Source organism: Rhodopirellula europaea 6C, from assembly GCF_000338295.1.
In the GTDB taxonomy this organism is placed as follows: Bacteria; Planctomycetota; Planctomycetia; order Pirellulales; family Pirellulaceae; genus Rhodopirellula; species Rhodopirellula europaea.
In genome coordinates, this window is sequence record NZ_ANMO01000211.1 from 52857 (window position 1) to 67608 (window position 14752).

Below are 14752 nucleotides of genomic sequence, written 5' to 3' on the forward strand. Positions count from 1 at the left end.
GGCCCCAATGGCGAATACTATAAGCAAGGATGCTCAAAAAACAGTGTCCGTTGCGTGTTTGTCACTCTCTAAGCGTCGTGAAGGGCTCAGGAGAAGCCAATATGTCTCAGAAAACGGGCTTGGCGTGATTCGCTATCTCACTGACGCAAAACGCCTGGGCTGCGGCTTTACGCAAGGCGTGAGGTGTATAGATCCGGTGTCTTTGGGAGCTTTCTCCCGCTTTGAGCCGGATGACAACAGTTCTTCGCGAATTATTTTGCGCGGAATCCACCCAATTTCGTTTTCGAGACCGGCATCTTGTTGGACAGTGTCCAGCACTCAGGTCATCAACGCTGGCGCAGCTGTGCAAAGAAGATAGCGATCCAGACGGTTGGTTCGTCGGGCGTGGTCCATTCGACTCGGTGACGCCGGTGGGCGGGGATAAGAAGATGATCGCCCGGTGTCATGGTGACCAGTTCGCCGTCGTCGAAACGGAGTTTGGCTTCACCCTTGAGAACGACCACCCATTCGTCTTGTTCTTGGTCGTACCAGTTGTCCGGATCGGTGGTGTGTCCGGTTGAGACGATTCGCTCGATGCGAACCGACTCTCCTTCCGCCAACACTTCAATGAGTTCCGATGGCAACTGCGTCGGAACATCTTCGAAAAGATTCATGTCGGCGGGTTATTGTCGTTGGATTGGCTGGTGAACGATGTGGACCGAGCGTGAATCCGATCGCGAACTTCTTGATCATTCCAGGTGAATGATCCCCAGGTCAACTGCATCGGTCGCACGCGTCCCGCTTGTTCGGGCACCGAGAATCGATGGTTCGGGATGGCCTTTCAGGTCAATGATCCGTAGCTCGAAAGTCTGTAGTTCAGCTATTGAGCCGTTGTTGCTTTCCTCTGCTTGGACAGATGGAAGACTCAGCAGCGTGAGCAACAACAGTCCTGCGAGCGACCACCGCGTTGCAGGGAATGTCAAAGACGTCTTGTCAGATTCTCTGTGTTGGGCGAAGCGTTGAGCGACAACACCGTGCTGCACGAAACCATCAACAAAATAGCACGCCGCGACCTTCTGGATAAAAACTACTTGCACTGCCTACGATATGTCGGCACAATGCCTACAGGTTGTCGTCGCAGGGGCGTTCTTGCAGAACCATGGTCCGGGAGAAACGAATGACGAAATCCACACCGCCGCCCTTGACTGAATCCCAGCGGGAGGTCATGGAAATAATCTGAAAGCACGGCGAAGCGACCGTCAGTGAAGTGCGTGAGCACCTTGCTGGTCTCGGACGCCACGTCGCACGCAATACAGTCCAAACAACGATCGTGCGTTTGGAGGCCAAAGGTTGGGCGAAGCATCGTGAATGTGGCAGGACATTTGTCTACTCCGCTGCTCAACCGAAAACGCGATCTTTGGGCGTCAAGGTCGCTCAAATGGTGGACCGATTCTTTGCGGGTTCACCGGAGGACATGGTGACGGCGTTGATCCAATACCGCGGGCTCACGGAGGAAGAGGCGACGCGAATCACGGCGATGATTGACGAAGCAGCAGGTAAAGCGAAGGAGAGTGCTCCGAAGAAGACCAAGTCAAAATCCAACCAAAAGCGAGGTCGGTGAAGATGAACCTTCCATCTTATGGTCTCAGTTGCGTGCTATTCGCCAGTCTCGTCTCTATTGCGGCTTTGACCGTCAATCGATTGATGCAACGGTTTGCAACCGCTCGGCACGGGATGCTTCTTTCCGCATTGGTGGTGATCCTTGCCAGCCCAGCCTGGATCGCTCTGTTGCGAACGCCTCAAGTTGCTTCTCGCAACCCGTTGTCGGGTCTGCTGGTCAGCGAACGCGACACGATGATGGTCGGCGAAACCAACATGCTTTTGCCGTTGCAGTTGGAAACGCCCGCCGAAACGGAAGTGCCTGATTCGATGGAGAGTCACGCGGAGTGGAAGCCGAACGACGAGGTTTCGTGGGAGGAAAGTGCGCAAACGTTGCAAAGCAATCTGCCAGCGACTTCACTGGCGGTCCAGCCCAAGATCGCGACCGGAACGTCTGCGGAGTCTGCAGTCCAAGCAAACCCACTTAACGATTGGATCATGCGTGCGGCGCGGTCGGTGTTTCCGTCACTGGTCGCGGCGTCGTTGCTTGGCACGCTCGTCGTATTGATTCGTGTGTTTGTCGGCTTGATTCGATTGCGTCAAATCCTGAGAGAATCCACTCCTGTCTCCAGCCATCGCGTGCGTGAAAGTTTCGTCGAAGCCTGCGAACGTATTGGGCTCCGACCTGATTCCGTTCGTTTGGCGGTTTCTGATCAAGTCGAGATTCCCATCGCCGCTCGATTGATCCAGTCGGTCGTCGTATTGCCTCGTGAGATGGTTCAGGACGATTCGCCATCGGATTTGAGCCAAGTTCTGATTCATGAACTGGCTCATGTGAAACGCCGCGACCAGTGGATCGTGCTTCTTCAGCACCTCGCATCGGCGATCCATTGGTGGAACCCGTTGGTTCATCGTTTGAACCGATGTCTGGCAGAAGCTCGTGAAGAGATTTGCGACAACCATGTGCTCGTGAATTGCGATGCGCCGAGCTATTGCCGGACTCTGTTGCAAATCACCCAGCGTCAAAGTCCGTCAATGGTTCCGTTCGGAGCGGTTGGCTTGTTCACCTCACGATGGAAGCTCGAACAACGAATCCAATCGCTGCTGAACGCGAATCGAATTCGGGCAACAGCAATGACTTGGAAAGGTCGTTCGCTAATCGGGCTTGGAGTTCTATTGGTGTTGGCTATGGGTAGCCAATTGGCGATCCCGGTCGAGGCGGTTGAGCCTCAAGTCACGGGCTCCAGCGAATCCCCGGCCGAGACTCCCGTCGTCACCCAGCCGAACGAGGATAGCGAAGAGCGGTTGCAAAGTTCGGCTGTTGCGGGAACCGTCAAAGATGAATTCGGCCAGCCCATTGAAAGTGCAAAGGTGGTTGCCTTCTACCAACTGAGCGAGCAGCGTGAAGTGGTGAGCTCGGTGGATGCGTCGGATGCGGAGGGGCGTTTCGAATTCACTGACGTCCCACTTACCAACCCAGATTTGAAATCACTGGCCATTTATTCTTACGCGAGCGGCTATGCAATTCAAACGCGACGTGTTCATCGCAGCTTGTTCTCGCCTCCATTGAATGCTGCTTTGCTCGACCTTGATTTCGAACTGCAGCCAGAGGCAATCGGAATAGTCGATGTGGTCGACGAAGACGGGCTACCGGTGGCTGGGGCTGTCCTGACTCAATTGCAGTCGAAAGGCGAAACATTGACCAGTCTGTATCTGTACCGTGATGTCTGGGAGCAGCTTGGTTTGTCCGTTCCAACGTCGAACGCAAATGGTCGTATGGAAATCCCTTCCATTTCGCCAGGCCGGATTTATGACGTTCAGCTCGTGCATCCCGAATTTGCCAAAACGCCGATTTGGGAAACTTCTCTTTCGGAAACACCTTTGACCGCCGTGATTGAGAAGGGGAATCCGGTCAAGTTCGTCGTCACGAGTCCCACCGACTCAGACAAGATCGATGAGGCCAGAGTTGAAGTCTTGGTCCAGGAGCCAGGTGGGATTTCCATGGTCGTCTGTGACGTACCTGAATCTGGAATCATCGAGACGCGTCTGCGCGATGTCGACTCAACAATTACGATCAAGCACCCAACGCTCGTCAGTAGGTCCTGGCATTTTTACCGAAAAAACAAGCCAACGATGGAGTTCTCGCTTCATCGCACGGGGACGGTTCGAGGGCGAGTGGTTGATGCGGAGACGGGCGATGGAGTTGGACAAATGTCGGTCACTTTTGGCGGCAATCATCGGCAGTTGCACCTCCTACGCACCGATGAGGAAGGCTACTACGAGGGTGAGGTTGCGGAAGGTGAGTACTCGGTGAGAATCGAAGATATTCAGGGGCAGTGGAAAGCGACGGGGAACGATCGGCGGGAAATCCATGTTGCGGCGAACGAGACGGTTCAAATGAAAACGTTCACTGCGAACCGGTCTGCTCCGATTCAGGGGCGAGTGTTACTTGAGTCAGGCGAGCCCGTTGCGAATGCCATCGTCCTTCAGGGTTTTCGGCAAAAGCCCATCCTGACTGATGCCGACGGAAAGTTTGCTGTCGTTCGTGGTTCGCGAAGGAATCAGGTGGTCTATGCGATTCATCCGACTAAAAAACTGTCTCGTGTGACGATTTTGCCGAACGAGGCGAAACATCTCGATATGGTGCTGGCACCCGAAGGAAGCTTGAAGGGCGTTGTCATCGACTCGGACGGCAACGCTTTGGTGGATGTTCCGGCTTCGCTGAAAATTCAGGTGTCATCTCGCTCAAATCGTGGGAGCAACATGTCGACGACCATACGGACCAAGCAAACCGATCAAGAGGGTGCCGTCCGTTTTGATGGCCTGATTGAAGGAGCCCACTACGCTCTCGAGGCAAATGGCAAATTCAGGTCGAGCTTTGGTGAACGGTTGCGGCAAACCAGTCGGTCGTTTGATGTTGCCGCGGCCCCCTGGGAAGTCGTTGAGCTCAAAGTCCACTCCGCGTTGGAAACTGAGCTCAATGAACTAGCCCGGTATCGACAGGCTCCGGAGATGATCCAGCCACTGAGGGCAACGAATTGGTTGAACGGCGATCCGGTCGATGTTGTATCAGGGGAAGCGGACTTTCGTCTGATTGTGTTCGGACGATCGAAACACAGTTTCGAAGAAGCGAATCTGGTGCACCAGTTTTATGGTGATCAAGGGGTTCAAGTCGTTGGCGTCGTCGGGAACAGAATCTCAGGACCTGAAAGCAGAGCCGCATGGGCGGGAGAGCTTCAAATCCCAATTGCGGTCGATGACGGCAACGCCAAGATGTTTTCTCGGTATGGAGTCGATTCAAACGGCAGTGTCCTGCTGTACGGAGCAGATGGACAGTTCATCGAACGGATCAATCGAGGAAGAGACCTACTTTGGATCATGAGAAATTACGTTTTGTACCGGGATTGATCAAATCAGAAAATCTCATCGTTCTCGCTCGAAAACAGGCGTGCGTGTACGATGCGATCATGACTGACAGCGCTCTTCCTCCCAACCAGCAGCTTGTTCGTGGTGATCGTTGGCCCATTGTTGGGGAACGACATCCGGGCGATGTCGATTCTCCTTGGTTGCTGGAGATTTGTGGCTGTGTCGCGAGTTCGCCAACGTTTTCGCTCGACGAGATTCGAGCGATGCCGCAGGTGACTCGGCAAATCGATGTTCACTGCGTGACGCGTTGGTCGAAGCCGGCAATGTCGTTCACTGGCGTTCGTCTTCGAGATCTGCTGCACGAATCAGAGGCACCGATCTGGACCGACGAAGCGAAGTTCGTTTCGTTTGTCGCACGGAGTGAACGAAATCATTCGACCTCGCTACCGCTCAGCGAAGTGCGGGAACTCGATCCGATCATCGCTTTGCAAGCCGAAGGCAAGCCGCTGGCGACGGAGAATGGCGGTCCGATGCGGATGGTGGTTCCTGGCAAGTACTTTTACAAAAGCGTGAAGTGGATCCGCCGGATCGAGTTCTTGAAAGAAGAGCGTCTGGGGTACTGGGAATCCGAGGCCGGCTACCACAACGGTGCGGACCCCTGGCGTGAGCAACGCTACATGGCACCGACGTTGACCAAGCAAGCGGCGTTGCGAGTGATCGAATCACGCGATTTTCGCGACCAAGACCTTCGGGGAATCAATGCGTCGCATCGGGACTTGGCGGATTTGCAAGCGTCCGACGCCCTGCTTCGAGACGCCGATTTCCGTTCCTGCAATTTGCAGCGAGCCAACTTTCGCGGCGCCAATCTATCCAACTCCAAATTGCAACGAGCTGACCTGCAGGCTGCCAACTTCACCGGCGCCGATCTCGAAGGAGCAGACTTGTCCGGGGCTGACCTGCGAGGCTGCGATATTCGTGGCGCATCACTCTTCGGAGCCACCTTCTTTCAGTCCGACGCGAACGGATTAGGCAGCTTGAGTGCCGTGATCGATCGATCCACTCAAGTCGATCTCGCATCCTTGGACGCTTTGGTAGACGAACAGAAATCATTTGTTCGCAAGGCGATCGAGGCGTAGCCGGTAGGAATCAAGCTTTGCTGCCGCTCCGTTCATTCATCAAAGTTCCGAGCGCAAACGTGAGGCTCCGACTTCCAGAATGGGATAGGTCCGAGGAGCGATCGCATCATCAGGTTGTTAAGAATATTCGGTGAACGACCTTCGGTTCGGGAAAGAGTCACTTGATATCGACAACGCTCTATCGAATCGATGTGTTAGTCCTTCGCTTGGCCATCCTACTTCCGCTGACACCGTATTCACGCTGTGCTAAAACCGCGAAAGTTCGATACGGCGAAGAAAAGGGCGTTTGCTATCAATCAGTAGAGATTCGCGATTGAATTGCACAACCAGCTCCAAAGTTGTTGAATTCGAAAGGATGAAAGGTTCTGTGGTTTGAGTCTAAAACAAATCGTCGAGACATCCGACACGAAAGCTGGGCTTGCGTTTGACTTGACCATGCAGGCTTTGATCCTGGTTTCCCTCGTTGACTTTTCGGTTGAGACGCTGCCTGGATTGTCGAGTGATGCTCGCAAACTGTTGTGGTTGATCGAGACTGCAACCGTGGTCGCGTTTACGGTCGAGTATCTGTTGCGATTGTTCGTCGCCGACCGAAAGATTGGTTTTGCCACCAGCTTTTTCGGCGTGATCGACCTGCTTGCAATCCTGCCATTTTATCTTTCGCTTGGCTTTGATCTGCGATCGATGCGAGCATTCAGGTTGCTTCGACTGTTTCGAATTCTCAAGCTCGCAAGATACAACGCTGCGGTGCGGCGATTCCACCGAGCCTTGCTCATCGCATGGGAAGAGCTTGTTCTATTTGGAATCGTTGCAGTGATCGTTCTCTATCTTGCGGCAGTGGGAATCTATCACTTTGAAAATGAATCCCAGCCAGATGCCTTCGCGTCGGTTTTTCACTCGCTTTGGTGGGCAGTCGCGACGCTCACGACGGTTGGCTACGGAGACATATACCCTGTGACCGTTGGCGGCCGTGTTTTCACGTTCGTGGTATTGATCGTAGGACTTGGCGTTGTGTCGATTCCCGCCGGGCTTATCGCGTCAGCGCTGTCGAAGGCAAGGGAAGCTGACGAACTAGTCGGTCGATGAGTTTTGGTGCCCAGCGATCTGCGATCGCAATCAAGGGGTGTACGCCTTTTTCCAATGGTCACAGGGCGAAGAAGTGTCAGCAAATTCGTTTCGGCATGCCTACGAAAAAAGCCGCGTCAGCGGGTGGCTGGACGCGGCTTTTCGGAAGTACACCCCACTGGATTCGAACCAGTAACCTTCGGTTTCGTAGACCGATGCTCTATCCAATTGAGCTAGGGGTGCTTCTTCTAATTCGTCACACGCGAGTCGCTTTCGCGTCGCTTGCGAGGGCGTGAAAATATCGGCTGGTCTGGTTTCTCGCAAGGGGGAATGACCAACTTTCAGTTCCTGGGGACCTCGATTCCGCGAATCATGGCCCGCAATTCCTCATCAACGCTGCGACCCTCAATTTCGGCCTCCGCCGTCAACGACACTCGGTGCCGCAAAACAGGCAAAATGATCTCCATCACGTCGTCGGGAACCGCGAAATCGCGGCCGGAAAACGCGGCGATCGTGCGGGCGGATTGCATCAATGCAATCCCGGCTCGCGGCGACGCACCAATGTGGAAGGCTGGCCATGTTCGGGTGGATCGAATCAATGCGTTGATGTACTCCACCAAGCGATCTTCGACGCGAACTTGGCTGCACGTTGAAATCACTTTTTGAACAATCTCCGGATTGGTGATCGGCTGAATCTCGTCTTCGAGTCGCTGGCCGAAGTCGACCTGCATCGAATGCATCTTCAAAATTTCGGCTTCTTCGGTGGCCGACGGGTAGTCGACCATCAGCTTGAACATGAACCGGTCCAGCTGAGCCTCGGGCAAGTTGTAGGTGCCTTCGCTTTCCAGCGGGTTTTGTGTTGCGAGAACCAAAAACGGTTTCGGAACCGGGTGGCTGGTTCCGTCAATCGTGACGCGATATTCCTGCATGATCTCGAGCAACGCCGCGTGTGTCTTCGCCGGTGATCGGTTGATCTCATCGGCCAGCAACAACTGCGTGAACACGGGACCGGCGCGGAATCGAAATTCGCTGGTCTGCATGTCGAAGACGGGGGCACCGGTGATGTCCGATGGCATCAAGTCAGCGGTGAACTGGATGCGTCCGAATTCGCAACCCAGGATTCGCCCGAGTGTTCGTACGAAGAGCGTTTTGCCCAGTCCGGGGACCGACTCGATCAAGACGTGGCCACCGGAGAACAATGCGGTCAACGTGCCGAGCACCAGCTCGTCTTGTCCGACGTACAGCTTGGCCACTTCGGCTTGGATCAATTCGAAGAGCTCTTTGATCTTCGCGAATTCTGGCGACACCGGTGGCGCGGATGGTTCTTCGACTTCCGGAACGGTGATTTGCGAAGCCGGCGTCGCGGGCGCGGACATCTCAGGCGGCGACGGCGGAGAACCCTGCGGATAGTTTACAGCGTCGTCGGCGCCAGGGTTCCCGGGACCGGAGTTGTCTTCGGGCAAAATCGGTGGCAAGGAAGAATCGTTCAAGGCGACTTCTCAGCGGGTTCGTTAGGAACTGGCGGGTCAAGTGACGTTGTAGCAACTGGTGCCTCCGAAGCAGTAGGAGGCACTTCGGAGGTGTCGGGCGAATTGGACTCGCCCTCCGTCTTTGCGGTCGGTGGAGCGGTCGTGTTCTGAGGTGGCTCGGGTGGTGCCTTTGGGACGACAAAAAGATCTGGTTCGCCGCGAACGACTCGCATGTAATGGTTGATCTTCTCTTTGGCGAAGTTCATTCCGCCGGCGCGACGCATCAAAATTGCCATCGCGCTGAGGTGGTTTCCAAAGTGAGTCGATCGATGATAGACGACTTGGCGTGCGCGGCCAAAAGTTGGCAGCAGCATCAGGCACATCACCACGCCCAAAAACAAAGCGTGCAGCGTGACGAGGCTGATCGGCCACGTTGTCAGCATCTCCATGCCCGTTTGTGCCGGGGCACCCGGTTCGGCATCGGAGATTTGAACGTAATCGTGGTCGCTGGTCATGAAGCCGAAGCTCACCCGTTCGTCGGCACCAACTTCCGCGTTGGACAATACTTCCTGACGGATCTGTTTTGCCAACTCGATCGCTGGTTCGTCCGTCATCGCGAAGTTGGTCAGCATTCCGCCGCTGGCGACGACCAACACGCGAGAATCTTTCCACTTCGGATGAGTGATTCGGGCGAAGGTTGTGATTCCGTTGTGCTCGTCCAACGTTTCAAAAAATTGCGACGGGCGACTGTTCTGTTTTGAATCGTCTTGTTCCTCGTTTGTTTCTTCGGCCGAATCAGATGATTCCGTCGGCTCGTCGACAGCGGTTTCGTCCAATTCGCTTTCTTCCCCTTCGACGATCGTTGCGTCGTCGGGCTTCGCGGCCGTCACAACCAATCCGCCGGGGGTCACAACGCTGGCGGTTTTGTCGCGTTTCGGATCGAATTCGTGCAGGTCGTAGGAGACGACTCGGCGATCATCAATGTTCTGACGTGCGGGCAATCCCCGAGCGGTGAACAGTTTGCCAACGATGATGTCGTCGCGGCGGACGTCCTCGAGCAAACGCAAGTTGATCTGCTGAGCCAGACGGCGACGGTATTCCAACCGTTGCTCGGGAGGTGCCAACTTCGATGCCTCGCGCCAATAGGCTTCCGTGCTGCCCTCGTCGGGAACGATGAAGACAACCGTGCGGTTACCGCTTCGCAACCACTTTGTCATCCAATCCGAGACGTCGCCCGGATTGATGGGCGGCCATGCGGTTGGCACCCAAACGATGGCATCGTGCTGGTAAGCCCGTGACGACAATCGCGTCAGGTTGCGGGAGCGAAGCTCAGCGTCCTCCCAATCTTCGCCCAGTTCGGCACGTTCCGATTCGTCAAGTTCTTCGGTGAGCGTATCGCGGAATGCGCCGAAGCCATTGAGACTTTCGTTGCCGATCGTGCCGTCGGTTTTGCCGTACTTGGTGTACAGATCGCTGCATCCGGAGGTCAGCAGAACGCAAAGCAACAGCAACCAACAGGCAGCCTTGCAAGCGACTGGCCCTGACGATGCGGAGCGGTCGCGTGCAGCATCGGAGGAGGAAATGTGGGAGTCGAAGAAAGATTCAATTCGGGTGGCGGTGATCATGCTGCCCCCGTTTTGCGAACGGAGTCGGCGGCTTGGATGCTTTGTTCCAAGACCGCGTTGGTTTCCCAAAGACGCTGAAATTCGGCTTGCGAGATTTCGTGCCGGCCAAAGTAGGCTCGTTCAAACGCCGACACCGTTTGCTGCAAACGGTTCCCCGCATCGGGTTGTGACCGCTTTGTCTCACGGACATAGCGACTGTTCGTCTTCCCGCGAGCCAACCGCAACCAGTGGACTCGGTCGAGCAACAGCAATTGATGACCGTACAGGTAGATCACCGCTTCGTTGTACTGGCCAGCCTGCATCAACCGTTCGGCTTGGGCACGCGGGTTGACGCTGGTGTCACGCAATGCCTCGGGCAGGTGTTCCATGCGTTGTCGGGTTTGACGGTCCAATTGTTCGCCGGTCAGCAATGATTGTTCGACGTTGCCGGGAGTGAAGTCAAAATCGCTGTTGCTAAACACCCACGCCAGCAGCGACACCAATCCGATTAGCAGTGCGGCGAGCATGAGCCAGCCGAACAATCGAGCGATTGTCAATCCGGTGGTTGGTGTGGTTGCGGGAGCAGCGGGAGTCGCTTTGGCTTTGTTGGTGGAGACCCCTGTCCAGCGGCTGTCTCGATTGTCAGTGTCGGTTTGTTGGTCGGAGACTTCTACCGGAATGAGTTCCCCGGCATCCTCGTCAAACCAAATTGAACCTGACACCGGCGAATCGACGGACCCGGCCGCCGCGGGCTGGTCCGCGAATGTTTGGTGGGTCAAAGCTTGCAGTGAGATGCTACTGAACACGACGCATGCGACGATGCACATCCAATTCGTTCGAGCTGGCGTCGAAAGGAGACGGATCGAATGCAAGATAGGCGATGCGTTTGGCAACGATTGGTGACGCGAGATTCGACGATCGATCATGGGCGAACCTGGACTTCGATCGCGGTTTCATTTGCTTCGGGTTCGTTGTCGGAAACCAATAGGGCTTCTTCAGTATCAGCAGCTGGCGTCGGTGATGCCGCGGGTTTGTCGGGGGTGGATGGTTGGCTCGATCCACTCCGGCGTGAAGATGCGGCCTGAGCGTTCATGGCGTCTTCGCCGAATTGCCGAATGGCTTCGGCGCGGATGGCCAATTCCACTTCCCATCCTTCCAAGCGAATTCGAGCGTCCAGGTATCCCAGCAGGCGAACGACCACACTGAAAGCGGCCACCGTCCACAAAGCCAGCGGAATGAATACCATCATGGCGAGCAAATCCGTGGACCAATTCGATGTCGCGATTCCGCGAACCCAAATCAGCGAGTAGTAGACCGAACACACCAAAACGAAAGAGGTTCCCGCGACGGTCAAAAAGCGCCCGCCCAGCTCGCTAGCCATCGGTGTGTGCAATCCCTTGGAGCGTCGAGAGAGCGTAATGACGTGCTGGGATTTTGAACGAAGCGGGCAGCGTTCCAGCACGATCATTTCAGGAACAAACGGGCGATTGCTTCGAACGACCGCCGCAAGAATCACGATCAACCACGGCAACATAAAATCGATGAAGACATCGGCGTCGGTTCCAATTCGAAAAATCAGCAGCAGCGTGGTTGGAATCGCGAGTCGTTTGACGCCCAGCACCCACAGCAGCGGCCATCGAAGCTTCCAGACTTCCGCGAAAGTGTGCCGCAGGGTTGGCTTTTGTTCAAAAACGGCTTGGCCCAAATAGTATGTCGAGAAAGCACCGGCCAAGGGCGTTTGCAACACGACCAACACCATCATCCAGCTGACGTAACGGATCAAATCTGACGCGGAGTCATCGGTGAAGAATTCGTCGGCGGCGATTCGCAGCGGCAGGAATGACAGCAAGACCGCGTTGATGACAATCCACGGGAGTGCTCCGGCGAAGAACGCTCGTGTCACCGCGACCGGGTAGCGGCGGATCATCAGCAGAGCCAGGTCACCGATTTCCGAAAGCGAGCGGACTCGGATGGCGATGTGAGTGCGATCAAGCTGCACGGACGCTCGAGCTCCCGCCACCACTTGGGTCGGCTTGCAGGTTGGGATCGGAATCGTCGGGCGGACCAAGATCATTCATGATCGTGTCGAGCGTTTGACGCACAGTTCGATGGTCGCGGTTGCCCGGGAAGCCGAGTACCACGAAGTAGAAACTGATCATGCTGGATGACATCACCGACCAAGCGGCTTTGAACGTGTACGCCAGTGGGCTTGGTGAGATGAATCCTTCCGTGAAGGCCGCAAGCACAAACAGTGTCGCCGCGGCCGAAATCACCGGCACCGCTTTGACCGCTGATCGTCGGACCGAATCAATGCGGCTGAGTCCACCGGTTGCAAAAAGCCCCATGCCCAAACGCAATCCGGCGGCGGCGGACAACGCGATCGCGGTCAGCTCGAATGGGCCGTGAGCGGTGACGAATTCAAAGAAGTTGTCGCGACTGGAGACATCTTCTCGGGCCATGTAGCCAAACACCGTTCCCAGCGTCACGGCGTTGCTGGACAAAATGTACAGGCACGGAACGATCAAGATTCCATAGGCGAAACACTTCAGCCCGATCCCAGTGTTATGCATGATGTAGAAGCTGGACATGGTGATGTAGTGGTCCAGACTTCCCTGCAGCTCCATTTCGTACATCTCTTCCATCGATTGCAAACCGGCTTCGCCGACAACAACGTTGGCGAAATTAGGGAAGAGTGTTTGTTGATATCCCAGGTACATTGACAACGCGAACAGACCAAAGAACACCAGCGTGGCGACTCGCACGCAGTTGTCGCCGTAGATTTCTTTCGGTGCGACACGAAAGATCATGTCAAACCAACCGGTCGGTTCAAATTTGCCCGCTCGATAAAGCTGGTTGTGCGAACGCGCGACCAGTCGGTGAAGGTAGGTCACCGTGGCGGGAGGCAATTGGTACGCGTCGGCCAATGCCAAGTCCGCACATGCGCCGCGATACAGCGTTGCAAAACGAACGATCCCGGCGGCACCTTTGTATTGTGGCCCCGCTTTGTCCGTTCGTCCTCGAACTTCCATCGCCTCGCAAAGACGTTCCAATTCGCCCCAGTTCGATCGTCGTTTGTCGAGCAGTTTGGCGATGTTCATGCGAGCGATTATAGCGAACGAAACCGATTCGGGGGTGTGGCCAAGGTCTCAGCCACCGATGGCATGCATCGCGCGTTCGGGAGGGCGGAAATCATCCGAATCAATGCCGTGAGCGGCGTGTTTCTCGCCCACGCACTGTTGAATCTTTTGAATCAATTTGTCGTCGTCGCACCCGCTTCGCATCGCATCGCGGAGCGGCGTCTCGGATTGCGAGAACAAACAATTTCGCAGCCCACCATCGGCGGTCAATCTCAAACGGTTGCAATCCCCACAAAACGGCCGGGTCACGGAGCGAATGATTCCGATCGTGCCTTCTCGACCATCACACGATAGCGTGAAGGTTTCCGCGGGAGCCGATGGATTTTCGCGACCGGTCGGCGTGATGTCTCCAAACGCTTCGGAAAGCAGCTTTAGGCAAGCGTCTCCGGAGAGCACGTCTTTGGATTTCCAAGCGCGGTCGCTGTCCAGCGGCATGAACTCAATGAATCGAAGCGTGACGCCTTTTCCGACCGCGAAACGGACCAAGCCAACCAGTTCGGATTCGCTGAGGCCACGAATCGCGAGCGCATTGAGTTTGATCGATTCGAATCCCGCCTCAATCGCGGCGTCGATTCCGTCGATGACTCGGTCGACACCGGGACGGCGAGTGATTTTGGCAAACGTGGCTTCATCAAGCGTGTCGAGAGAAATGTTGAGCCGTTTCAAACCCGCCGCTCGCAGACCAGCAGCGTGCTGTCGGAGCAACATCCCGTTGGTGGTCATCGATAGGTCTTCTAATCCATCGATCTGGGCCAGCATTCGAATCAGGTCGACGCAGTCACGGCGTACCAAAGGTTCGCCGCCGGTGATTCGGATGTCTCGCACTCCGCAACGCTTAACCAGCAAACCCGCCGAACGTTCGATTTCTTCATACGTCAATACACCACTGCGAGGCAGAAACTCCGCGTCGTGTTCAGGCATGCAGTAGAAACAACGGATGTTGCAACGATCCGTGATACTGATGCGAAGACTGTCGTGGCGTCGACCAAAGCGATCGACCAATGCAATGGGATCGGTCATGTTGGTAGGGTAACCGGCCCGGATCGATGACGCGATGCGGACGAAAAACGAAGCGGTGAGCGTTTCCACTCGAACTCATTCGCGCAAATCAGGCCAGAGCGAATCCGACCAGCGAGATACGAAATTCGATGAGCAACGATTGGGACGACGATTCGTGGCAGTCGAGCTACGACGATGAGATGGATGAGGACGCGGTCGAAGGCGAAGAGTACTCGGTCGACTGGGACGATGAGGAGTACGACGATTTTCTCGCTCGCGAATTTCCGGATTCGACCAATCGCAAAGATTGGGCGGGTGGTCGCCCGCTTTGGCACTTGACCGTGTGGGTGGTGCTGGCGGTTTTCGTCGGTGGTTTTCTGCTGATGCTGTTCTAAATAGCG

General features: G+C 55.6%; 13 protein-coding genes, 1 tRNA gene and 1 pseudogene. 6 read left to right on the plus strand and 9 right to left on the minus strand.

Annotated elements, in window-relative coordinates; genetic code table 11:
- Positions 1-326 precede the first annotated feature (326 nt).
- Both RE6C_RS21400 and RE6C_RS32290 read right to left on the minus strand, forming a co-directional pair.
- Positions 327-653 (minus strand): cupin domain-containing protein, encoded by a 327-nt coding sequence (locus RE6C_RS21400; RefSeq protein WP_008659992.1) that lies wholly within the window; start codon positions 651-653, stop codon positions 327-329.
- Entirely contained in the window at positions 650-793 is a 144-nt protein-coding gene (locus RE6C_RS32290) for a hypothetical protein (RefSeq protein ID WP_008659994.1), read from the minus strand. The genes RE6C_RS21400 and RE6C_RS32290 overlap by 4 nt, the downstream gene beginning before the upstream one ends.
- A gap of 411 nt (positions 794-1204) precedes the next feature.
- On the opposite strand from RE6C_RS32290, the pseudogene RE6C_RS21405 reads away from it, so the two are divergent.
- From RE6C_RS21405 to RE6C_RS21420, 5 genes and pseudogenes are all read left to right on the plus strand, one after another.
- Positions 1205-1600 (plus strand): annotated as a pseudogene (locus RE6C_RS21405) (BlaI/MecI/CopY family transcriptional regulator).
- Positions 1601-1602: 2 nt separating this feature from the next.
- A complete protein-coding gene (locus RE6C_RS21410) occupies positions 1603-4986 on the plus strand; it encodes a M56 family metallopeptidase (protein WP_039962929.1) in 3384 nt (1127 codons plus the stop codon).
- A 59-nt stretch (positions 4987-5045) separates the two neighbouring features.
- A complete protein-coding gene (locus RE6C_RS21415) occupies positions 5046-6080 on the plus strand; it encodes a molybdopterin-dependent oxidoreductase (RefSeq protein ID WP_236618401.1) in 1035 nt (344 codons plus the stop codon).
- Between the two features lie 161 nt (positions 6081-6241).
- A complete protein-coding gene (locus RE6C_RS32295; protein WP_008660003.1) occupies positions 6242-6397 on the plus strand; it encodes a hypothetical protein in 156 nt (51 codons plus the stop codon).
- Positions 6398-6452: 55 nt separating this feature from the next.
- Entirely contained in the window at positions 6453-7163 is a 711-nt protein-coding gene (locus tag RE6C_RS21420; protein WP_008660005.1) for an ion transporter, read from the plus strand.
- 148 nt (positions 7164-7311) lie between these two features.
- On the opposite strand, the gene RE6C_RS21425 is transcribed toward RE6C_RS21420, so the two are convergent.
- The 7 genes from RE6C_RS21425 to moaA all read right to left on the minus strand — a co-directional run bounded on the left by RE6C_RS21425 (position 7312) and on the right by moaA (position 14441).
- Positions 7312-7385: transfer RNA gene (locus RE6C_RS21425), tRNA-Arg, on the minus strand.
- 98 nt (positions 7386-7483) lie between these two features.
- Entirely contained in the window at positions 7484-8632 is a 1149-nt protein-coding gene (locus RE6C_RS21430; RefSeq protein ID WP_008660007.1) for an AAA family ATPase, read from the minus strand.
- Positions 8629-10236, minus strand: a complete 1608-nt coding sequence (locus tag RE6C_RS21435; protein WP_008660009.1) for a hypothetical protein — start codon at positions 10234-10236, stop codon at positions 8629-8631. The genes RE6C_RS21430 and RE6C_RS21435 overlap by 4 nt, the downstream gene beginning before the upstream one ends.
- Positions 10233-11141 carry a DUF4129 domain-containing protein gene (locus tag RE6C_RS21440; RefSeq protein ID WP_039962933.1) on the minus strand — a complete coding sequence of 303 codons (909 nt, stop codon included), beginning with the start codon at positions 11139-11141 and terminating at the stop codon, positions 10233-10235. Before RE6C_RS21440 ends, RE6C_RS21435 begins: the two co-directional genes overlap by 4 nt.
- A complete protein-coding gene (locus tag RE6C_RS21445; protein WP_008660014.1) occupies positions 11138-12214 on the minus strand; it encodes a hypothetical protein in 1077 nt (358 codons plus the stop codon). Before RE6C_RS21445 ends, RE6C_RS21440 begins: the two co-directional genes overlap by 4 nt.
- On the minus strand, positions 12204-13313 hold the full coding sequence (locus RE6C_RS21450) for a stage II sporulation protein M (protein ID WP_008660015.1): 1110 nt from the start codon (positions 13311-13313) through the stop codon (positions 12204-12206). Before RE6C_RS21450 ends, RE6C_RS21445 begins: the two co-directional genes overlap by 11 nt.
- Positions 13314-13361: 48 nt before the next feature.
- Complete coding sequence (moaA, locus tag RE6C_RS21455; RefSeq protein WP_008660017.1) at positions 13362-14441, minus strand: GTP 3',8-cyclase MoaA; 1080 nt, start codon at positions 14439-14441, stop codon at positions 13362-13364.
- A 59-nt stretch (positions 14442-14500) separates the two neighbouring features.
- On the opposite strand from moaA, the gene RE6C_RS21460 reads away from it, so the two are divergent.
- Complete coding sequence (locus RE6C_RS21460; RefSeq protein WP_008660019.1) at positions 14501-14746, plus strand: hypothetical protein; 246 nt, start codon at positions 14501-14503, stop codon at positions 14744-14746.
- The last annotated feature ends 6 nt before the right edge of the window (positions 14747-14752 follow it).

What these genes read in the sequence shown, in the direction of transcription:
- RE6C_RS21435 (WP_008660009.1), bottom strand. Translation starts at nt 10,236, where the DNA reads ATGATCACCGCCACCCGAATTGAATCTTTCTTCGACTCCCACATTTCC.
- RE6C_RS21400 (WP_008659992.1), bottom strand. Translation starts at nt 653, where the DNA reads ATGAATCTTTTCGAAGATGTTCCGACGCAGTTGCCATCGGAACTCATT.
- RE6C_RS21460 (WP_008660019.1), top strand. Translation starts at nt 14,501, where the DNA reads ATGAGCAACGATTGGGACGACGATTCGTGGCAGTCGAGCTACGACGAT.
- RE6C_RS21450 (WP_008660015.1), bottom strand. Translation starts at nt 13,313, where the DNA reads ATGAACATCGCCAAACTGCTCGACAAACGACGATCGAACTGGGGCGAA.
- RE6C_RS21415 (WP_236618401.1), top strand. Translation starts at nt 5,046, where the DNA reads ATGACTGACAGCGCTCTTCCTCCCAACCAGCAGCTTGTTCGTGGTGAT.
- RE6C_RS21440 (WP_039962933.1), bottom strand. Translation starts at nt 11,141, where the DNA reads ATGATCGATCGTCGAATCTCGCGTCACCAATCGTTGCCAAACGCATCG.
- RE6C_RS21410 (WP_039962929.1), top strand. Translation starts at nt 1,603, where the DNA reads ATGAACCTTCCATCTTATGGTCTCAGTTGCGTGCTATTCGCCAGTCTC.